We start from the raw sequence: 21,756 nt of genomic DNA on the forward strand, positions 1-21,756 counted from the left end.
CACTCTTGAGTGATATGTACTTAGCACATAGCTCTTTTATGTAGACCCATTCGCGTCGCGCCAACGTATCTGTTGACGCGACGCTTTACGTTTATGGTGGTTATTAGCCTTTTTTATAGGGCAACACCTCACGCATCTGCTGCATATACACTTCCATTTGCGCAGCTTCCTCCTCGGTAAAATGTGCTATGGCTCGCTTAAAGTCGGGGTGGGCGATATTGTGGTAGGAGTAGAGTGCCACAGGCTCGAAGCCGCGCAGCACTTTATGCTCCCCCTGCGCGCCAGCATCAAAGATATCAATGCCATGGGCGATACAGTATTCAATGCCCTGATAATAACAGGCCTCAAAGTGCAATCCCTCAAGCTCAACAATACTGCCCCAGTAACGACCAAACAGGCATGTCTGCCCCTGCTCGTTGCGCCCAGTAAAATACAGCGCGCCCGCTAACATCTGCCCTTTCGCATCACTCACCACGAGCAAGACAATTTGCTCGGCCAACCGCTCGGCGATCATGCTAAAAAACGTCGGTGTTAAGTAACCTCTATGACCAGAACGTTTAAGGTAAGTTAATTGATAACATTCAATAAAATGCTGCCATTGCTGACGGCTAATATCCGCTCCCGCGACAAATTCATATTGCAAACCATAGGGCTGGAGTTGGGCGCGCTCCTTAAGAATATTCTTGCGCTTACGGGAGGTGAGCGCCGCTAAGAAGGCGTCAAAATCCGCATAGCCACGGTTATGCCAATGGAACTGAGTGCTTAGACGCCGAAGCACGGTGTGATTAGATGCCTCTGCAAATAGCGCTTGCTGCGAAGACGAAACAAATAAGCTATGCCACGAGGACATTGGCGCAGCCACATCTACGAATTGCTCATTTAAACACGTAAATACGGCGCGACTTAGCAGCTTGACCTCCTCTGCCGAAAGCGTTGGCGACAGCCCCAACCGCCGCCCCTGCACCGGCGTAAACGGAATGGCATTTAACAATTTAGGATAATATTCAAGACTATGACGCTCATACGCCTGCGCCCACGCCCAATCAAACACATACTCGCCGTAGGAGTGGGATTTTTGATAGAGCGGCATCAATGCCAGCAGGGGTAAATCGATAAAATCTGCGGCATCCTTTTGGCTCACAATCACGGCATCTGGCGCTGATTCTTGTACTAATTCACTGCCAGTTGCGTCGAACACACATAAATGATGTGGCCGCCAACCCGTGGCGGCACAGGCCGATAAACTCTGCTCTAAGCTGAGTAAATAGGCATGCTGGCAGAAGGGATTGTCCTTCCCCATCAAGCTATTCCAGCTATTAGCGTCAATACTCTGCGCCACGCTGGCAAAGGCAAAAATGAGTTGTCTCATTAGGCGAATTCTTATCCGTTAAACACACTAAGCAAGATCCAAGGTTGCAATTAAGCCTAATTCTCGGCACATTGCATAGCCAAAATGAAAATAAATTCAGGATTGAATATGCGCCGCGCAGGACCTTTTAAACCTCTTATTCTCGCCATCGCCATGGCACTGCCTTTGTTATCTTCGCCCACTCTCCATGCTGAAGAGCCTTCGATTTTCAGCCAAATGGCCACGGCACAACCCGTATGGGCAAAGCATGGCATGGTCGCCAGCCAAGAAACCCTGGCCAGTCGCACAGGTATCGAAATTTTGAAGCAAGGCGGTAATGCCGTCGATGCAGCAGTGGCGGTAGCATTCAGTTTAGCCGTGACCTTACCCCGCGCAGGCAACATTGGCGGCGGTGGCTTTATGCTCGTCCATCTGGCCAAAGAAAACAAAACTATTGCCATCGATTACCGTGAAATGGCGCCATCAAAGGCGAAAAAAGATATTTTCCTCGATGAGAATGGCGATGCGGTGACTAAATTAAGCCGTGAACATGGCCTTGCAGTTGGCGTCCCTGGCACTGTGATGGGCATGAGTTTAGCCCTTGAAAAATATGGCACTATGACCATGGCACAAGTCACGGCGCCCGCTATCAAAATGGCGCAGGAAGGGATTAGCGTGACCCCAGATCTGGCGGTATCCCTCGCAGGCTTAAAACGCCGCATGAGCCAATGGCCAAGCACGGCAGCCATCTTCTATAAGGCCGACGGTAGCGACTACCAAGTGGATGATATTTTAAAGCAGCCAGAACTTGCCCACTCCCTGCAACTTATCGCCGAGAAAGGCACTAAAGGGTTCTACGAAGGTGAAACCGCAGAGAAACTGGTTAAGGCCGTGCAAGACGCTGGCGGCATCATGACCTTAGCAGATTTACAACACTACAAAGCCGTCGAGCGTGAACCCGTTCGTGGTCAATACCGTGGATATGAGGTGGTTTCTATGCCACCGCCATCCTCGGGCGGCGTGCACATTATCGAAATGCTCAATGTGCTGCAGCAGTTCCCTATCGATCAATTCGGCCACAACACGGCGCAAACCATTCATGTCATGGCCGAAACCATGAAGCATGCCTACGCCGATCGCAGCGAGTATTTAGGCGATCCCGATTTTTATAAGGTGCCCGTCAAGCAGTTAACCAATAAAGACTACGCCCAAAAGATTGCGAGCCAAATTGCGCTAAACAAAACCACGCCCAGTACCGAAATCAAACCCGGTAATCTAGCGCCCTATGAGAGTGACCAAACCACCCACTTCTCAGTGGTTGATAAATGGGGCAATGCGGTGTCTAACACTTACACCTTAAACTTCAGCTACGGCTCGGGTTTAGTCGCCAAAGGCACGGGCATTTTACTCAATAACGAAATGGATGATTTCTCCGCTAAACCTGGCACCCCTAACGGTTATGGCTTAGTGGGTGGCGATGCCAACGCGGTGGAAGGTAATAAACGCCCGTTGAGTTCAATGAGCCCCACCATAGTGATGAAAGACGGCAAACCTTTCTTAGTGACGGGCAGCCCAGGCGGTTCACGCATCATTACCACCACGCTGCAAATCATTATGAATGTGATTGACCACGGCTTAAACATTGCCGAAGCCAGTAATGCCGCGCGGGTACACCACCAATGGCTACCCGATGAACTGCGGGTCGAGACCAGCCTGAACCGCGATACCATTTCGTTACTCGAAGCCAAAGGCCATAAGGTAAAAGTACAATCAGCCATGGGCAGCACTCAATCCATTATGGTGACAGACCAAGGGATTTTTGGTGCCACCGATCCCCGTCATTCGGGTAGCGAAGCCGTCGGTTACTAATCACTGATTGGCATACAAGCGCTATGTAAATGGTATGAATAGGAGTGATAAGGCTGATCGCCAAACTGCTCGATATAGAGCATTCAAGCAAAGCCGCGGATATTGACTCTCCCAGCAAGAGTCAAGCAAACGACAAAAGCAGATTATTAGCAAATGTCGGGCGTTATATTCACTAATCTCCTATCACTGAGCGATGTTAATGCCGTGTCTTAATGGACACGGCATTAACGGCTTTAGCTTACAGGAAAGAGTATTTAAAAGTTGTAGCTTAGGTTTAACTCAATCTTTCGAGGTTCACCGAAGAAACCTTGATTGTAAAAATCAATGCTGGAGTAATATTTTTTATCAAATAAGTTATTGATATTTAGCTGAACTTTAGCATCATCCGTCAGTTGATAGCTTGTCATCAGATTGACTAGGTAATAGCTGTCTTGCTCGGAGCGCTCACCATTAGGACCCGCATTATCTTTGTAAATTTTACTCTGCCAGCTTAAGTTACCGCCAACGGTTAAATCCGCAAGTGCACCATCAAAGTGATAAAGTGAGGATAAACGCACCAAATCTTTAGGTAAGTGAGTGCTAAAAGCCGCTCCATCCTGATCTTCTGATTTGCTATAGGTATAGCTGAAAAACAGATCCCAATTTTCTGTTGGTTTACCGTTTAGCTCAACTTCATAACCTTGGTTACTGGTTCCGTCCACTCCACGCATTGGATAGCTACCATCGGGTAAAGGCGTGGGATAATTTGGGTCACGTTCTGCCACATTTTCTTTTTGCACTTTAAAAACAGCAACACTGGCGGTCAGTTTCTCATCGAAGAAATCCCCTTTCGCCCCCAATTCAATATTGTTCCCCGTCATGGGATCTAAGCGCTTATTGTTCGCGTCCCTTGCGTCTTGTGGCAGAAATATTTCGGTATAACTGGTGTAAACCGAGATGCTATCGTTCAGGTTGTATATAAGGCCAGCATAAGGTGTAAAAACATCGCTATTGTTGTAGTCATCAGCCGCGTTTGATTCAAATTTATATTGGCTAATGCGGCCACCCAGTAACAACATCCATTGATCATGTAAATTAATTTGGGTCGCGAGATAGGCCCCTTTTTGCGTTTCCTCCCCTTCCTGATAGATTGGCGTCGACGGATAATTAGGTTCGGCAATTGAGCCATCCCATTCGAAGAAGTTACCAATACTTAAACTATTCAATGGATAGTAGGAATCTGCTGTCGTATCTTGCTTAGAATACAATAAACCCGCAGTCAATTTATGCTCGCGGCCAAAGAGCTCAAATGGCCCTGAGGCAAAGAGTCGTGCGGCATCTTGTTTACGTGTCGATTGGTAGATCATCGCCGATGATTTCATACCTAAGCCAGTCGTTTTATCCGGCGCACCATAGAGATACAGCAAGTGGCCGTCCATCTCATCTTCACGATGTTCGACGTCAAATTTAAGGTCCCAATTATTATCAAAATCATGTTCAAGCGTGGCAAAGACATTCGCGCCATTCCGTTGCCAACTCGACCAAGAGGCAGCCGTTGTGGTCGAGCGAGGTAGATCATTGGCTAAGCTGCCATCAGCATAAAATAGCGGGATACCACCCCAAGTTGAGCCTTTAGGATCGCGGTCACTGTAATCGGCACCTAGGGTAAATAAGGTATTGTCACCAAGTCTTGCCGTTATAACACCGTAAATTTGGAGGTTTTCATCTTCGGCAAGATCAATGTAACTATCTGATTTCTCATAGGCAGCAGCAAAACGAGCCTGCACTGCACCACTTTGTGTCACATCAACAGAGGCATCGCCTTCAACACGGTAGCTATCCCATGAGCCGACTTTGGCGCTGACATAACCACCAGGTGAAGCTTTAGGCCGTTTACGGATAAGGTTAATGGCCGCCGATGGTTCACCCGCCCCCGTTAACAGTCCGGTTGCACCACGAACAACCTCTACGCGATCGAATAATATGGTGTCGGTTGAAGCGTCATTAAAGAAACTCGAATAGTTAACGGGCACGCCATCAAACTGAAAATTAGTAATGGGATTTCCGCGGGAGCTAAAGAAATAGCGATTAGTTTCAGCTTTTTGAGCATAAACCCCTGGGGTTAAAAACATTAAATCGGCAACACTATCCAGTGAGAAACTCTGAATAAACTCTTGATCGATAATGGTAACTGATTGCGGAGTTTCCCTAAGAGTTAAGGGTAAACCTGTTGCCGTTGCGGCCTTGTCTAATCGACTCCCCTTTATACTAATGACCTCAATATTGGTCGCGGACTTGTCCTCACTGGCATAGGTGCCTGGTACGAATAAAAAACTCGCAATGAGTGTCGCTAACAGCGTTTTTTGCATCATGATTCCCCATCATTGTTTTTTGAGAGATGCATTTTAATTGAAAATAATTATCAATACACATAAATGGTAACAATTCTCATTACATTTACACTCAAAGTTTGTAAAAATGTTGGGAGCATCACATGCTAAAGGCGAGTCCTCATTGTTGGTCGATGTTGCATGGCTTAGTAGCATCGCCATCCAGATTTATTCGATATCGTCTGTTTTATGGTTCTTTAGGATTCACTAAGTAAGTGGTAAAACTGACCAATTACCCACCGCCATAGCACTCAATCATGATAAATAAGATTGACTCAGCATTAACTCGCTCTTTATTATCAAGCTCTAACATATGAATTAAAAAGGAATTTACTGTGTCAATTGTATCGCTGATTTTGCTATTGCTCTTAGCTAGCATGATGTTTTTCGGCATATTGAGTTATTCACTCGGGCGCAAAAAAACGACAAACCCTAAGCTCACAGGGATGCTAGGCGCAGTACTGGGATTATTCCCCTTATTAGGTGTTATTTTCTTGATTGTCTTAGTGCTAAAGGCAGACATTACAGCCCCAAGCCTTCCCCAAGGATAATAATCTGCTCTAGCTAAAATGCGGTTAACTGAGCTGCATTTATTTCTACACTTAATTTAGCTCGACCATATAGTCGTAATGAGTTTTTAGCCAGAAGAATGCTTTGAGAGACAGTTGGGTTTGTCTTGATTTCAACTGTCATTTCGGATGTCGATTCTAAAGAAGATATTTGACTCACTTTGGGACATTTCCGCGTTAAAGCTATAACTCAAAAACGCAAATTTCGGATTAAAATTTATATGGGGAACACCCGCCTAAACTGCGAACAACAAGTTACGAATCCTGCAATCCTAGGTCGTGTTGTTTAAAGCGCATTGACATGCTCCACTTCCTCCAGTTTTTTCAATGCAAAACGACCACGTTCGGCTACTGCTTCAGACCTATCCGATGCAAACTTGTTAGCTAATTCCCTTGCAACAACTCCAAGATTTTCTAACTCCCGAATTAGAAATTCTGCAGAAACTCGCCGAACGATAGCCGATCTGTCATCAGCAGACATTTTTAACAAGTCAATCAATGGAGTTTGAACATTTACTTTTCGCTCTGAAATGATTGGCTTTATTCTTCCCTTGCAATATCGGATGTCAGTCCATTCCCACTTACGACCTTCTATCCATACTATTCGGCCTTCGAATAAGCTTCGTAAAGCCTTGGCTCGAACGGAGGGCTGGATGGAGAGGGTAGCAATTTCTTTAATCTTTCCATCCAGAATCGGTGTACGTCCAAGCTGAGAAAAGAGAGATGGCATAGGCCCCGATGTCGATAACATTAACTTAGACCTAAGTAAATCTGCTATCTGGTCTTCGCATATGATCTGCAAAAGAACCTTTTTGTCTAGTTCCTCAATCCTCCCCCAAGAATTCCAATTGGAAAGTGCGATACAAAGAGCTTCAACAACAACTTTAGGGTTTGTCGCTTTTGCAATATCTAAAAGCTTTTCCCTTGCAGCTTTTCGAACTTGAGGAACCCAATCATTGAGCCTTCTAACGATAAGTGAAAAGAAGAAAATGTTCGGCGCTGCACCAGACAGTGTACGCAACGTCTTTTCACGCTTGTAGCCATCCCAACTTATTAGATCTAGCCAAGTTAACAATTCGGTAGGTTTAGACCAAATTTTCCACTTAGGTGGAGTTGAATCCCTTACCGCTAAGGAAAATTCTGACCGAATTAAGCTTTCCCAATGATCAAAACTGGTGAGAGTTAACTGAGACGTCACATCAATAAGTGCTGTCATGTCAACGCTGACTTTACCTCCCGAATTTATCGAGTTAGCAAAATCCCTCACTGCTGATATAACTTTATCTTCCATGATCTGCGATTGTCGCACCTATTTCCAGCCTCTTAAAATTAATCTCCACCGATGTTGTAGGCACTTTGTATCATTACTAAAGTTTGGTCAACAGGGACGAGTTACTCGACCTAAACATGAAAGATTTAAAATCGTTTGGGCAAAAGCTTTTAGCCAGATGAACAGTTGTTATCTTGTGTTAACGATTAAAGAGCAATGGCGGTAATCTCAGATTTACCGCCATTGACTTATTAAACGTGTGAAGTAAACCTCCTCCACTCTCCGAAGTATTTCACCCACAGCTTTAATTAATCACAATTGAAAACGCACTATTTTGCAGCGGTTAACTCAATAAAGGCGGCGGTGTACATTTTCAGATTCAGAATAAACTGTTTATGGGTAATAAATTCTTTCTCTGTGTGGCCTGTGTATTCCACACCCGGCATGGCGGGGCCAAAACTTAAGGCGTTGGGGAATAACTTACTGTTGGTTGAGCCGCCAATGGCCACAGGTTTGGGTGATGCTATGCCGGTAAAGTGGGCAAACACATTGAGTAAGGTTTGCTGATGGGGTGCATCCTTTATCACCATAGGTTCGCCCCAATAACTTTCCACATCGATGAGAGTCACTTGATGCTCAGCTTGCCATTTGTTCAATGCATCCTTGGCTTGGGCTGAGAGTAACTCAGGCGTTTTGCCCACTGGGCGACGTAAATTAATGGTGACTTCCGTCCCTTTACTCGTTTGCGCAACGACTGTGGGCGCCAGCGTTAAGGCGCCCATAAAATCATCTTTATAGGCCAACTCACCAAACTGCTCGGCATAAATCCCCAAGCCCACTAACTCATTCATAGCGGCGACAGTGAGTGCCGCCGTGGTTTTAGGCCAAGTATATGGCTGCAGTAACGCGGCCAAATGCGTCACGGCATTCACCCCATCTTCAGGCGTAGAGGAATGAGCCGCCTTACCGTCGGCAAAAATATGCAAGTCGCATACGGCCTGCTCGCAAGTTCGCTCAAATCGATACTTCATCTCCTGCTGGTTGGCCGCGCTCGTTTGTAATTGTTCAAACAAGCTTGGGGTGATGGCATGAATTTGCGCCGCGGCTTGCTGCGGCACTTGGCTGGCAAAATAGCCGCCGGAGAATGCCGTTAGGCTAGGGACATTCGTTGCCGTGCCCAGCTCCTGCGTTGACCCGATATTCGGTACCGTAAAGCCAATCATACTCCAACCCTTTTCGGCGGTGACCACTGGATACTCGGCATCTATGGTGATATTCATTTGCGCTGGAGTGTAATGGGCTAAAAAAGCTTTTAGTGGATCCCAATCGGACTCTTCAGCTAGATACACCAACAGTTCAATGCGTTTTTCCCGTTTGATTTGTTTATCTTTGATGGCCTTCATCGCATACATGGCGGTGACAATCGCACCTTTATCATCTTCGGTGCCGCGACCTATCAGCTTACCAGGTTCAGACTCGGTATCCAGCACATAGGGACTCTTAGTCCAGAGGGCGGGATTGGCGGGTTGCACATCGCCGTGGGTGACGATTCCTAATTTCTCAACCTGTGATTGTTGTGCATCGACAGCATTAGCATCGAGGCCAATCAGCACCACATAACCGTGGTCGGCATAATCGAGTCCGAGTTCTTGGCTCAAGCTTTTTAAACTCGACTTAAAACCAATAAAGGCGGGGTTGGTATCGGGCGTTTGCCCCTCAACCGCTTGGGTATTAAAACTGATTAAATGCGCCAGACTCTCGACCATCTGCGTGTCATAGGTGCTCACCGCATAATCGGCCACCTTAAGCGCATCTTGGCTAAGCGTGGTTGGCGACGTTGCTGCTTGCGTCGATGTCCACAGTGCAGCGGCTAATAGAGAATAAGAAAAACGACGACAGAGGCGCGTATAGCTAAACTGAGGCAATTCCATAGAGGTCCTATTTATTATTTGTATGATTAGGGACTTACATTAAAACGCATCAAAGCAATGGCTTTATCCCTTGCCAAATATTGCCTTGATACGCGGCTCAGTTTGCCATAGTTCTTCGATTAAAAACCGCAGACTAACCATTTGTTACAAACAAAACACAAAATCGATGGAACCCTTAGTCGGATACATGCTAAACAGTCTCCTTAAAATAATATTAATGGTTTGCAGTACCATTAATCCGACAGAATAATAATCACCTAACGGGGAATTGACATGAAGGGACTAAGCCTAAAATCACAGGCCCTTAACGCGCCGACACTTAAGCCGCGAGCCATCAAACTGACCTTTAGCGCCATCACGCTCGCCCTCGCCTTAAGTGGCTGCAGCGCACAACATAGCGATACTGCGGCGCAGGCGACTGTCGCACCGAATGCGATGTCGGCGCAGATCATCAGCCAAAATGCCAGCAACCCATTCTTTAAGCCCTATGATACGTTTATGGAAATTCCAGCCTTCGATAAGATTAAGCCCGAGCATTTCCTCCCTGCATTTAAGGCGGGTATCGCCCAGCAACACGAAGAAATTCAAGCGATTGTCGATAACAAAGACAAACCGACCTTCGCCAACACCATCGAAGCGATGGAGTTTTCGGGCGATCTCGTCACCCGCGTATCCAACGTCTTCTTTAACTTAACTGGCGCAGATACCACTCCTGAGCTGCAAGCGATTTCTAAGGAAGTCTCGCCAATGCTATCGTCTGCCGAAGACGATATCTTATTGAACGATAAACTATTTCAACGTGTTAAGGCCGTCTATAACAGCAAAAACAGCCTAAAGCTCAACACGGCGCAGGCCAAATTACTGGAAGACACCTACAAGTCGTTCACCCGTGGCGGTGCCAACCTCAGCGAGCAGGATAAAACCAAGCTGCGCGCCCTGAATGAAGAAATCGGCAAGCTTAACTTAGCCTTTGGTGACAATCTGTTAGCCGAAACCAATGCCTTCGAGCTAGTGATTGATAAGCAAGCGGACTTATCAGGTTTACCCGCCGATGTGATTGCCACCGCCGCCGAAACCGCGAAAAAGCGAGGCCATGAAGGCAAATGGGTATTTACCACGTCACGCCCGTCTATCACGCCGTTTTTAACCTATGCCGATAATCGCGAATTACGCGAAAAGCTCTATAAGGGTTATATCGAGCGTGGTAACAACAATAATGCCAATGATAACAAAGTCATTCTGGCAAAAATTGCCGCGCTGCGCGCCGAACGTGCACAGCTTATGGGCTATAAAACCCATGCGGATTTCGTGTTAGAAGAGCGCACCGCCAAGACACCTGAAAATGTCTATGGCTTACTCAACAAAGTCTGGCCAGCAGCGCTTGCCCAAGCCAAGGCCGAAGTTGCAGATATGCAGGCGTTAATCGACAGCCAAGGCGGCAAGTTTAAGCTGCAAGCCTGGGATTGGGATTACTACGCCGACAAAATCCGTGTCGCAAAGTACAGCTTTAATGAGCAGCAAACTCGCCCTTACTTCTCCCTCGACAGCACTTTAAAAGGCGTGTTCTACACGGCTAATCGCCTCTATGGCTTAACCTTTAAAGAACGTACCGACTTACCCAAATACAACCCCGAGGTGCGTACTTGGGAAGTGTACGATAAAGACGGCAAGCATATGGCCATCTTTATGGGTGACTATTTTACCCGTGATAGCAAACGCGGCGGCGCTTGGATGAACTCGTTCCGCAAGCAATATCATATGAACGGCGTCGATTCTAAACCCATTATTGTCAACGTGTTGAACTACCCTCGCCCAGCGGGTAATGAGCCAGCATTACTCACCTTCGATGAAGCCAGCACCCTGTTCCATGAGTTTGGCCATGCGCTGCACGGCATGTTATCCAATGTTGAATATCGCTCTCAAGGCGGAACGGCTGTACCTCGCGACTATGTGGAATTCCCTTCACAGGTCAACGAAAACTGGATGACTCAGCCTGAAGTGCTCGCGCAATTTGCGAAGCACTACAAAACCGGTGAAGTGATCCCGCAGGAACTGGTGAAAAAAATCCAAGCCGCCAGCAAATTTAACCAAGGCTTTGCGACCGTTGAATATATGGCCGCCACTAAGCTCGATTTAGATTGGCACACCCTGACCGATACAACGCCTAAGGATGCCGCCAAGTTTGAGGCCGACTCCTTAGCCGCCATGGGATTGATTAATGAGATCAGCCCACGTTACCGCAGCACTTACTTCTCGCATATCTTCGCGGGCGGTTATTCTGCCGGTTACTACAGCTACCTCTGGTCGGATATTTTGGGCGCCGATGCCTTCGAAGCCTTTAAAGAAAATGGCATTTTCGATAAAGCGACCGCAGATGCCTTCCGTAACAACATCTTGTCTAAGGGTGGCAGTGACGACCCTATGTTGATGTATAAAAACTTCCGCGGTAAAGAAGCAGGCATCGAGCCACTGCTGCGTAGTCGTGGTCTGTTAGCGGATTAATCGCATCCCTCAGGCAAATGCAAACAGATAAAAATGGGGAGCTAAGCTCCCCATTTTATTGCGCATTAACGCACAAACTGACAAATGAAACCAATGCTTAGCTAAACAGCTCCACCGGCGCATCGTTAGGGGTAAGCTGCAACTGGGTTTCAAACGACATGCCTAATTTATTCAGCAGCGACTTAGAGGCCTGATTATGCGGGCTGACTATGGCGACAATCCGTTCAATCCCTATGGTTTTACCAAACTCCAGTGAGGCTTTAGCGGCTTCAAACGCATAACCTTTGCCCCAATACTGCGGCAAAAAGGCATAACCTAAGTCCACATCCGCCAGCGTCGGCCGTTTGATCAGGCCGCAAATTCCAATCGGAAAGCCATTTTCGGCCAGCACCACGGCAAACAAGCCAAAACCATGTTCGCGATAGCTAATCGCTGGCCCATTGGCGATATAGTCCTTGGCATCCTGCAAACTACGCACGCCCTTATCGCCGATATTGTCGATAAATCCTTGGGTGTTGAGTAATACCAAAATAAATGACGCATCATCGGGCGTTAACTGCCGCAGCAGTAATCTTGGGGTTTGGGCAATTTGCATACTAAGGACTCCCATTCAGAGGGGATAAACTAGGTTATAGGTAGCGGGCGTACTGGCTGCCATCCTTCTGCGGTTTTTTCGGTGCGGCTACCGCTGGGGTGCCCACGTATAAAAAGCCAACGATTTGATCCTCTGGTGCTAAGCCTAATGCCGCATTCACATTGGCGTCGAAGGCAAAATCCCCGGTGCGCCACACGGCGCCTAATCCTAGCGCGAATGCCGCTTGCTGCATCGCCATCGTGGCGCAGCCCGCTGCGATGTGCTGCTCAAGCACTGGCACTTTAGGGTGTGGTTGGGTTTTCGCCACAACCGTAATCACCATAGGAGCGCGCATCGGCATCCCTTTGGCTTTATTGATAAAATCTTCATCGGCGCCGCTGGCTTTGGCCGCGTTGACATAGATATCCGCTAAGGTGTCTAACCCTTGGCCTGTGGCAATAATAAATTCCCACGGTGCTAAGGCGCCATGATCTGGCACTCGAATCGCCGCATCTAAAATGATTTTAAGCTCGCCCTCGTTCGGCGCTGGCGCGGTTAATCTTGGGGTGGATTGGCGGGTGAGTAAAAGTTCGATAGCGTCCAAGTGATTATCCCTGTTCTTAAAAATGGGTGCGTGTAAATTGGCACAAGCATAGCAAATTGCGGCTAAAGAGGTACAAAAAATCCCACGCTAGGGTGGGATTGAAAGTGTTACAGGCAAAGTCATTTGGCTTACTTTACGCCATAACGCTTAGCGATAAAGTAATCGAGACTGGTATAACGCCCGCCTCCTAGGCTAAAGAGTGCCAGCAGCATAATAAAATAGGTCGCCGCAAACTCAATACCATTATTAAGCACCACCAAGTTACCCGAGCTGGTCAACCAATCGTAATTGCCGTATTCCTGTAACAGGGATTTAGCTTTATCCAGTTTGTCACCCGCCTCGAGCACCCGCTCATTGGCGAGCCATGAACTGCCATCGGCAATCGCCAGCCAACCATTAGGCCAATGCACAGTAAACGCCGCCACCAGCATGGTTACCATCAAAGGGATAGATATCAGCCGCGTCGCTAAGCCAACGAGTAATAAACACGCGCCAAAGAACTCAGTGCCCGCCGCCAGCGCCGCCATTAATGTCGGCATAGGTAAACCCAATCCCCAGTCGGGATTAGCAAACCAAGCCACTGTGTCTTCAAAGTGTGCGAGTTTGTTATAACCAGCCTGCATTAGCACTGGCGCGAGATAAAGCCTAAGGGCTAAGGGGGCAAGCCCCTCACCATAACGGCTCACATTGAGGAATTTTTGATAAAGGTTAACAAGGGACATGGGCAATCTCAGAATTAGATGGAGTTGCCCAATAGACCTTGGCTTCGGGATTAATCTTTCGCGGCTTTTGCTACTTTTTCAATCCCCTCTTGATTTAGTTCACGAAGATCTTGAATAAGTTTGTTCAGCTTTTTATAAAAATGCTTGGACTGCTTTGCTGACAAGCTAGCATTGATAGTGAGTAACAAGCCGCCAAATGCTTCGGTGTTTTGCCTTAAAATGGCGCGGTGTTTCTCTGACTTAAGCTCATCAGGGCGCGTCATCAGCAGGGTCAATCGCTCGGTAAGCAGCGGAATATCGCTGCGCTGCCCAAGGGCAACTTCAAATTGACGTAACCATTCGTGGCGGTAATCGAGCCACATATCTAAGGTCGACAGTCGCTGTTGATTATATTGATGAATAAGCGTTTTTTGCTCATCCGTTACGCTACCCAACCAGTCATCAAATTGCTCGATAAGATTCTCATCGGCCTCCTGCTGTAACTGCTCGGGGGTTTTACCGGCAAATTCCTTAATCAATTCCTGCTCGTCTTTTCGCGACTGGGTAAGAATTTGCTTCACCTGTTCATCGGTTAACGATGAGATAATCGGCAACATTTCCGGCAGCGCAAACTCAAATAACCGAAACCAATGCCGTTTGGCGAGTGTGACATGCTCGGCCCACAGCGCGGGAGTTAAAGTATTAGTTTGGATCTGCTGCTCAACTTCGGTTAACTGCGCCACATAATGGCCGAGTTCTTCGGATTGGTGCCAAAGCACAAACTTGTCGATAAGCCCATCGACAACCTTTTGTTGATTTTTATCAAGGCTGACATAGTCATCCAACTCCCAACCTATGGCCCAGTCGAGAAAATGGTAACTAAATTTGGTCGAGCAGGCCGTTAAGCCAAACAGCAATACCACTAACAACACAGCTTTTTTCATCAATTTGCATCCGTTCAGCCTTGGTCATCCTATGACACTGAGGTTAATGGAAAGTTTATTTTTTTAACACAACAACCATAACCAAACAGAGGCAGTGAGAAACAAAATACTTAAGACGTGTGGCTGATAAGTGGCCAGAAATGATCGAACCAGTCGAAGTATTCTTGCTGCCGCTCACCTTGGGTGTGCGCCGCCATCAATAATGCCCAATATACGGCAAACACCCAGTACATCTCGATGGCGGTGGGTATCGCCTTGATGGCATCCGAGGTTAAGCCAGGGTGCCCTGCCAGATACTGCCGCACTAACAGATACCGCTGCGCAGGCGTTAATTGGTGTGTAGCGAGCACAACGGCCAGTTCACACAGCGGATGGGAGGCGGTCGCATACTCAAAGTCGATGCAATACAACTGGTTATCTTTAAGCAGCAGATTATGGGGATTTAAGTCGCGATGGCAAAATTGCGGCTCGACTAAACAATCGGCTAGGGTCGCCGTCCAGCCATGGATCTGCATTTGTATGCTGAGTAATTGCGCCAATCGGCTCTGCCACGCCTCGCCCTTATCCGCTGCGGCAAAGGCTAACAACTGCCCATGATATTCCTGCCATTGCTCAGTGATACTGATGTGGTACGGCCCTGTCGCTTGCTTGCGTAGCCGTTGCAGCAATTGCAGTAACAGGCTGTGGGCGCGATTCGGCGTTAAGGAGTCTAACAAAGCGAGCCGTTCGGACTGATACCAAGCCTGCTTTTCTGCTGCGCCCTTGATATCGGCATGAGATTGCAGCCAAGCCTCAATGTGCACTTCACCCAAGCAAAAGGTCGCCGCGCTACATTGATACTCTAGATCTTTCCAGGCTACGTACTGCAAACTCAGGTCTTGCAAGCTCAGATCTTGATAACCTGATGCCATACTTGGCTCGCGTGGCACCTCGGACTGCTCAAGTGTATCAATACCACTTGCCGCAATACGATTTTCGGTAAGTAGATTTGCCCTGCCCTCAATATCCTCCATCAGCGGCGTAAACTGAGATGCTAAAGGAAGGCTTGGGAGAGATTGCGCGAAGATAAACTGGCTTAGGTAATAACGCTGATCGCCACTCACCCACAGCAACTCGGGGGCAAGTTTTGCCTTGGCAAGATGGCGCCAATAGAACAACTCTTGCTCCCGCGAACAAAAGCTGTCGGCCGCATTGGCGTTTTCTCGCAAGACATAATGCGCCGTCGGCGTTTCGATATGATAGTTGTGGTTACTTAATCCATCCGCTAAGGGCTGAATTTGGCTGATATCTTTAAGCCCTGCTTGAGCTAATACCGCAAGCAGCGCATCCTTGTCCTGCCCAATAATCGGTGGCATTAGTGGCAGACCACTAGAGTCATGTTGAATAGCTTATTAGGCATTCGCAGCCCTTGTGTATTGGCCATCATCTTTTGATATCTAGCGCCGTTAGCCGAGTAGCTTTGCGGCGCTCGACTCAATATGGGGATTGCGGCTATCGGCAAGGGCGGCGCGCCAGAGGAAATAGCCTACAACCGCCAGCCCAACATAGAGCACGAATAATAAGGAGGTCAGCATCAACCCCTTGCTGAGGTAAAGGTAAATCGAGACCAGATCGATAACCACCCAATACAACCAATTCTCCAACACTTTTTTGGCAACTAAATAGGTCGTCATCACCGCAAAACAAGTGGTGGCCGCATCGAGATAGGGAAAGGAAGCCTGAGTAAACGTTGCCATCCCATGGCCAACACCAAGGGAAACAATACTGGTCGCAACAATCAGTTTTAGATGGGTTTTCAGCGGCCAAGTAGTCACTTTCACCCCTTGATGCTTATCGCCACCTTGGGTCCAGAGCCAGTAACCATAGAGTGCCATGGCCATGTAATAGATATTCAGCACCGACTCCATCAGCAGTGCCACTTTCCAAAATAAGACAGTGTAAATGGCCGTGCTGGTAAATGCCGCCGCCCAGCACCAAACGCTTGCCTTCATGGCCAGTAGTAAATAGGCCATGGCCAATACCACGGCTAAAGCTTCCCAAGCGGTAATCACATGGACTTCCCCTAGGGCTGCATTAACACTATTGACCAGCGTTAACCATAATTCTGTCATTGCCTTACTCTCATTCTATATCGCTTGCTTGAACCACTTAGCTGTAGGGCTCAAATTGACTCCGAGCGTTACTCGCTGTGGGCTAAATTCAGCTCACCACCAATAAACTTACATACAAACACCGCTTTGCCCCATTTTTCATGGGCGGCTTGCATCTCGGTCGCGAGCATTGCCATCACGTCTTGATAGTCACCACACACTTGCGTCGCCATGGCATTGGTAACACGTTGAATCGTAGGGTAATTATCCAAGCGATGGATAAACCATTTGATCGGGTCGAGATAATTTTCATTAAAGGGATACATGCTAATTTCGGCGGTGAGTTTCATCTTCACTCCTTAGGTCAAATGCTAATAATGCAATTGTCAGGCGGTGACGCAATGAGCGAGCACAGCCTGACATCTGATGTCTCATTCTTCTGGTATTACATAAACTTAACGTTTAGTGTAACCCCAATTTGGCGTGGGTCGCCGTAGCGGATATATTGCTTTTCCGCCCAGCCGTTATCCGGCTCATTACCAAAATAGAAACCACGCACACCATATTCTTCATCGAACAGGTTGCGGCCCCATAAATACGCCGACCAAGCACTCGCCTCGTAACCTAAACGCGCATTCACAATAGTGTATGGCTCAGAGCGCGAGTCGTTGCTGTCTGAGTAGTAAAACTCACTCTTACCACTCATGTTGACGTTGGCAAACCAACCCGAATTCGCACGATAGGTACCGCCTAGGCTGTAGGTTAAGTGTGGTGAATGGGCCAAATCGCGGCCCGTTAAATCCACGGCGCTACCGTATTTATCTTGGTACTGGTAATCGCCGTACGCTGTCTCTAACCAACCCAGACTTGAGTAAAACTGGAGATTATCGGTGGCATACCAAGTGGCGTCCAACTCCGCACCGTAGTTGTGTGAGCTACCCGCATTTTCAGTGTAGAGGATAAAGCGTTGTGGCTTGTTCGGATCCTGCTGGGATGCGGCCACTTGCTGATCCTGCCTATCCATATAGAACAGCGCCAGATTCGTATCGATAAGCCCTTCAAACCAATGGGATTTAAGACCAATTTCGTAGTTGTATAGGGTTTCGGTATCAAACTCTTTTTTATCATTGAGTTCAACTGGCAGGGTCATGTTAAAACCGCCCGCCTTGTAACCGCGAGCCACTCTGGCGTACACATTATGGGATTCATTCAGCACTTTGCTCAGCGCAATATGGCCGCCCCACATGGTTTCGCTCGGGTCAAAATTATCATTGTTGGTGTCTGAATAATGGCTATTGCGTCGCTCGGCACGCAGTCCCACAGACAAGGCATAATCGGCGCCAAAATCCGTATCCAACTGACCAAATACGGCGTAATTGGTTGCTTCATATTCAGAATCTAACACCTCATCGGGCCAAGTATTATATTCAGAATACAGTTGGTTATCTTCTTTAAGGTTCATCGCATAAACTCCAAGTAACCAGTCGGTTGAACCAGCAAGAATACGGCCTTGGTCGGTCGAACTTAAGCGGAACTCTTGGGATAAGGTCTTACGCTGACCAGTTTTGTCCCAGAAGTAATCGTACTGACAAGGGGCGAGATTGCCGTCATCCTCACATTGCTTGGCGGCCCAATACTCAGGGTTCGCCCAATCGCCATCGTAACTGTAATGATGATCGGTATTGGCAAATGAAGTCAGCGAGGTCAACTCAAACGATTCTGCGCCCGAGTAGGTTGCTTTAAATCCTGCGCCCGTGGTGCGCTGGCTATCGACACCCGGCTGATCCGAAATAGTATGTTTAGGATCGTTGGTTAAACTCCAGGCATCGTAGCCGTTATCAAAATCGGCATGCAGCAGGGTTAAATCGAGTTGCAAATTGTCGGTGGCATACCAGCGTAATTTAGCGCGGCCAGTAAATTCATCACGACCATTGGTATCTTCTTTATTTAAATAGAGATTGTCGCGATAACCGTTTTGTTGATGTTGCTGCAGCGACACGCGGTACAACAACTTGCCCGAATCGCTCAAGGGGCCAGAGCTAAAGCCACTGAAGGTTTGCAAATCGTCATTACCTAAAGAGACCTCGGCGCCATGTTCAAACACATCGGTCGGGTCATTACTCTTAAGGTAAATCAAGCCCGCTAACGCATTGGCACCATAGCGGGTACCCTGCGGGCCGCGTAACACTTCGACCTGCTGCAGATCGTACATGCTCGACACCATGCCGATACCGGATAAATCAATATCATCAATGATATAACCCACAGACGAGTTAGGCGCGCCTTGATATTGCTCCTGCTCACCCACGCCGCGGATCTGAAAATACTTAGGACGCGAGCTGCCACCCGACCAGTTGAAGTTGGCGATAGAATTCATCACGTCTTCAAAGTGCTGGGCACTTTCATCTTGAATTTGCTGGGCATCGATAACGGTAATGCTCGATGGCATTTTTTCTAAGCTGGCACTGCGAAAATCCGCCGTCACCACCATGATTTCCATATCATTGCTAGGCTCTGGTTTATCGATAGCATCGGTTTGCGCCCACGCGGCTGTACTCAAGGCTGCCGAAATGGCCAGCGCCAATGGCGCACGCGTTAACGATAAGGAGAAGATGGAACCCTTGGTAGACTTGCTGGTGTAAGACTTGTTGTAAAACTTTTTGTTAGACTTTTTGTTAGACATAGGACCTCAAATACATGTTTGAGATCCGGCAACGAATAAGCGATTCAGAAGTGTGCTGTTGATTGGCCCATTCCTACGCCGGTATTAGCCGGATCAGGTTCTAAGGGTTCGTCTGATGACATCTCAGTCTGCCACTTTGTTAGCAAACACCCCTTGGCGGCGCTAAGTATACATGACGAAAATCATAAAGTAGACACTCTTGTCACTGCACATCAGTAAATGACGCTTAGCTCACGCCATTAATGCCTTTGTTGAAACCTCTGACAGCTCACAATCGGCCAATATAAACGCCCTTCTCTCCTTTGGCTGATTTGACCCAATATGCGTTCTAATGCTATAGAAGGCGACGATTTTAAGTATGGTAGAAGGGTCAACTCAATGCAGCTAAAACCGTTAGCCAAGGGACGTTATAGCCAGCGATGGGAACAAGACTATCCTCTTATTGAAGCTGTGATTCTTAGCTGTATCAGCGAAGTCAAAATGCTCAAAAAAGGCGCTCACCTGATGACACAAGGTGAAGCCATAAACTCGCTGGTGTTAGTCAAGCAAGGCCGCGTATCGCTGGGGCACACCGCCAGAAATGGCCGTTGTTTCCAATTAGGGACTATCGATTGTGATTCGCAGCTCTTTGGTGAGATGGAGTTTTTTACCCAATACCAGTGTCAGCTCGACATCATCGCCAACGAACCCTTGGAAATTTCGCTAATTAGCACCGAAAAGTTGCAACATTCCCTCGGACAACACCCACAACTGGCGCTATTTTTTGCCAGTGCCATAGCGATTGATTACCAAGATACCGTCGATATTTTTACCCGAAGGCTGCTTTATCCCATCAGCTATAACGTGGCATTCGATATCTACCATGAGTATTTAAACGATTTACCCGTCGATGGTTTTAGTAAGCGTTATTTAGAGGCAGAGCGTTTTGGTACCACAGACAGGGTCTATCGACGGGCACTGCAACATTTGGAAGAGCGCGGTTTAATCGAGCGTAAAAAAGAAGGCATTCGGATTAAAAACCTGAATGCACTTAAAGCTTTTGTCGAAGCAGGCATTTAACCCACTTCGACAACACCCATACTCGGCGGATAACAACCAAGTATGGGCCTTTAGCTTAACTTGCCGAAAGCGATTGTGCTGACATCGCAGGTTTCATCCGACTCGATGCAATCAACAACATAAAGATTGCGGCGTAAAGCACGGGGATCACATACATCACGGTTTGTAAGCCGATAATACGCTCGAAGAACGAACTGATCGCTGGGCTAAACATGGCGCCCGTACTGCCACTGATCAAAATGTAGGAGACATTCTTACTGCTGGCTTGCTTCACAAACGACACGCCATAGGCAATAAACGCATTGTAAAGTGCCGCGCAGACAAAGCCGTAACCATAGGTTAAATAAGCAATCCAATTCAACTTGTCGGTAGTCACAATCACAAAGGTGATCACCATGGCTAAACCAATAATACCGACTAAGAAATGATGAATTTTTACCCGGGTCACAATCAGGGTTGAAATCAAAGCACCGATCAGCGCGGCCGACCAATATTGGGTAATGATATTACCCGCCTCTTCAAAAGGAATATCAAATTTTTGTTTTACAAATAACGGCGCCCATGTGAGGAAGGTATACAGCGCCAGCATGCCTAAAAATAAGCCGATACCACCGCTGATAATGCCGAAATTCCACTCCGATTGTTGTTTCTCTTCCGTATTCGATGATTGCTCGCACAGAGAAAAACTGGTGAATAAGCTAATAATTACCGTGCCTAAGGCAACCAAACCCACGGCTAAATAACTGTAACTCCAAGATAAGGCATTGGTTAAGGCGTAGGTTGTGATCAGCGGAAACACCACCCCAGCAACATTAAAGGTCGCATCCTGCACCACTAACATAGTGCTCTGCATTTTGGCTTGCCATACAGACACCACAATGGTGCCTGCGATACACAGACCAATCCCACCGCAGAACCCAATTAAGGTCATGGCTACCATCACTAGTTGTAGCGAACTAGTAAGGTGTAATGCCAGCGCAGAAAGCGCGACTAGACTGTAACTGAGCAAGGTGATCCGCTTGATGCCCAACTTTTCAATAAAGAAGAAGGCGGCAATGGTCCCAGCCAATGCGCCACCATTAAGTAAGGAGAAGATTGAGGCCACATCATTCACATCGGCTGCAAATTTCTCCGCTATGGGTTCTATCAACATCCCAAATTGCGTCGCAAAACCTGCCATAATAAAGTTCGCGAGAAAACTAATGGCGGTTAAGGTGATTTTATTATTCATTTTTGTCATTCC

The 21,756-nt window shown here is 47.5% G+C and carries 17 protein-coding genes and 1 riboswitch; of the genes, 4 read left to right on the forward strand and 13 right to left on the reverse strand.

The genetic code is table 11. The features are described from left to right. Positions 1–103: 103 nt before the first annotated feature. Positions 104–1,369, reverse strand: a complete 1,266-nt coding sequence (locus K0H59_RS12550; RefSeq protein ID WP_088211563.1) for a GNAT family N-acetyltransferase — start codon at positions 1,367–1,369, stop codon at positions 104–106. A gap of 108 nt (positions 1,370–1,477) precedes the next feature. Here K0H59_RS12550 and ggt point away from each other — a divergent pair, with 108 nt between their 5' ends. Then, a complete protein-coding gene (ggt, locus tag K0H59_RS12555) occupies positions 1,478–3,217 on the forward strand; it encodes a gamma-glutamyltransferase (RefSeq protein WP_088211562.1) in 1,740 nt (579 codons plus the stop codon). 254 nt (positions 3,218–3,471) lie between these two features. Here ggt and K0H59_RS12560 read toward each other — a convergent pair whose 3' ends face one another. Then, a complete protein-coding gene (locus K0H59_RS12560) occupies positions 3,472–5,565 on the reverse strand; it encodes a TonB-dependent siderophore receptor (protein ID WP_088211699.1) in 2,094 nt (697 codons plus the stop codon). 356 nt (positions 5,566–5,921) lie between these two features. Here K0H59_RS12560 and K0H59_RS12565 point away from each other — a divergent pair, with 356 nt between their 5' ends. Further along, entirely contained in the window at positions 5,922–6,137 is a 216-nt protein-coding gene (locus K0H59_RS12565; protein ID WP_088211561.1) for a hypothetical protein, read from the forward strand. A gap of 304 nt (positions 6,138–6,441) precedes the next feature. Here the strand turns inward: K0H59_RS12565 and K0H59_RS12570 are convergent, their stop codons facing one another. Next, positions 6,442–7,446, reverse strand: coding sequence for a hypothetical protein (locus tag K0H59_RS12570; RefSeq protein ID WP_254915767.1), 1,005 nt, complete (start codon positions 7,444–7,446; stop codon positions 6,442–6,444). A gap of 308 nt (positions 7,447–7,754) precedes the next feature. Then, on the reverse strand, positions 7,755–9,356 hold the full coding sequence (locus tag K0H59_RS12575; protein WP_220053314.1) for a dipeptidase: 1,602 nt from the start codon (positions 9,354–9,356) through the stop codon (positions 7,755–7,757). A gap of 273 nt (positions 9,357–9,629) precedes the next feature. Between K0H59_RS12575 and K0H59_RS12580 the strand changes: the two genes are divergently transcribed. After that, positions 9,630–11,858 (forward strand): M3 family metallopeptidase, encoded by a 2,229-nt coding sequence (locus K0H59_RS12580; protein ID WP_220053315.1) that lies wholly within the window; start codon positions 9,630–9,632, stop codon positions 11,856–11,858. 97 nt (positions 11,859–11,955) lie between these two features. On the opposite strand, the gene K0H59_RS12585 is transcribed toward K0H59_RS12580, so the two are convergent. The 8 genes from K0H59_RS12585 to K0H59_RS12620 all read right to left on the reverse strand — a co-directional run bounded on the left by K0H59_RS12585 (position 11,956) and on the right by K0H59_RS12620 (position 19,454). Further along, positions 11,956–12,453: a GNAT family N-acetyltransferase gene (locus K0H59_RS12585; RefSeq protein WP_220053316.1), complete on the reverse strand. Its 498-nt coding sequence runs from the start codon at positions 12,451–12,453 to the stop codon at positions 11,956–11,958. Positions 12,454–12,487: 34 nt separating this feature from the next. Next, positions 12,488–13,036, reverse strand: a complete 549-nt coding sequence (locus K0H59_RS12590; protein WP_220053317.1) for an NAD(P)H nitroreductase — start codon at positions 13,034–13,036, stop codon at positions 12,488–12,490. A gap of 128 nt (positions 13,037–13,164) precedes the next feature. Further along, positions 13,165–13,758 carry a DoxX family protein gene (locus K0H59_RS12595; RefSeq protein ID WP_220053318.1) on the reverse strand — a complete coding sequence of 198 codons (594 nt, stop codon included), beginning with the start codon at positions 13,756–13,758 and terminating at the stop codon, positions 13,165–13,167. A gap of 50 nt (positions 13,759–13,808) precedes the next feature. Beyond that, complete coding sequence (locus K0H59_RS12600) at positions 13,809–14,681, reverse strand: DUF6279 family lipoprotein (protein ID WP_220053319.1); 873 nt, start codon at positions 14,679–14,681, stop codon at positions 13,809–13,811. A 110-nt stretch (positions 14,682–14,791) separates the two neighbouring features. Then, positions 14,792–16,036, reverse strand: coding sequence for a phosphotransferase (locus tag K0H59_RS12605; protein ID WP_220053320.1), 1,245 nt, complete (start codon positions 16,034–16,036; stop codon positions 14,792–14,794). Between the two features lie 90 nt (positions 16,037–16,126). Further along, entirely contained in the window at positions 16,127–16,792 is a 666-nt protein-coding gene (gene pnuC / locus K0H59_RS12610) for a nicotinamide riboside transporter PnuC (protein ID WP_220053321.1), read from the reverse strand. Between the two features lie 68 nt (positions 16,793–16,860). Continuing rightward, complete coding sequence (locus K0H59_RS12615) at positions 16,861–17,121, reverse strand: YkoF family thiamine/hydroxymethylpyrimidine-binding protein (protein ID WP_086902132.1); 261 nt, start codon at positions 17,119–17,121, stop codon at positions 16,861–16,863. Between the two features lie 95 nt (positions 17,122–17,216). Beyond that, the gene (locus K0H59_RS12620; protein ID WP_220053322.1) at positions 17,217–19,454 is read right to left on the reverse strand and encodes a TonB-dependent receptor; all 2,238 of its coding nucleotides are present in this window, start codon (positions 19,452–19,454) and stop codon (positions 17,217–17,219) included. A 53-nt stretch (positions 19,455–19,507) separates the two neighbouring features. Then, positions 19,508–19,618, reverse strand: a riboswitch (TPP riboswitch). Positions 19,619–19,832: 214 nt separating this feature from the next. On the opposite strand from K0H59_RS12620, the gene K0H59_RS12625 reads away from it, so the two are divergent. Beyond that, positions 19,833–20,513, forward strand: a complete 681-nt coding sequence (locus K0H59_RS12625) for a Crp/Fnr family transcriptional regulator (protein ID WP_220053323.1) — start codon at positions 19,833–19,835, stop codon at positions 20,511–20,513. Positions 20,514–20,568: 55 nt separating this feature from the next. Here the strand turns inward: K0H59_RS12625 and tsgA are convergent, their stop codons facing one another. Continuing rightward, positions 20,569–21,744, reverse strand: a complete 1,176-nt coding sequence (gene tsgA / locus K0H59_RS12630; RefSeq protein WP_220053324.1) for an MFS transporter TsgA — start codon at positions 21,742–21,744, stop codon at positions 20,569–20,571. Between the last annotated feature and the right edge of the window lie 12 nt (positions 21,745–21,756).

It is taken from the genome of Shewanella sp. FJAT-51649 (assembly GCF_019457435.1).
GTDB lineage: Bacteria > Pseudomonadota > Gammaproteobacteria > Enterobacterales > Shewanellaceae > Shewanella > Shewanella mangrovisoli.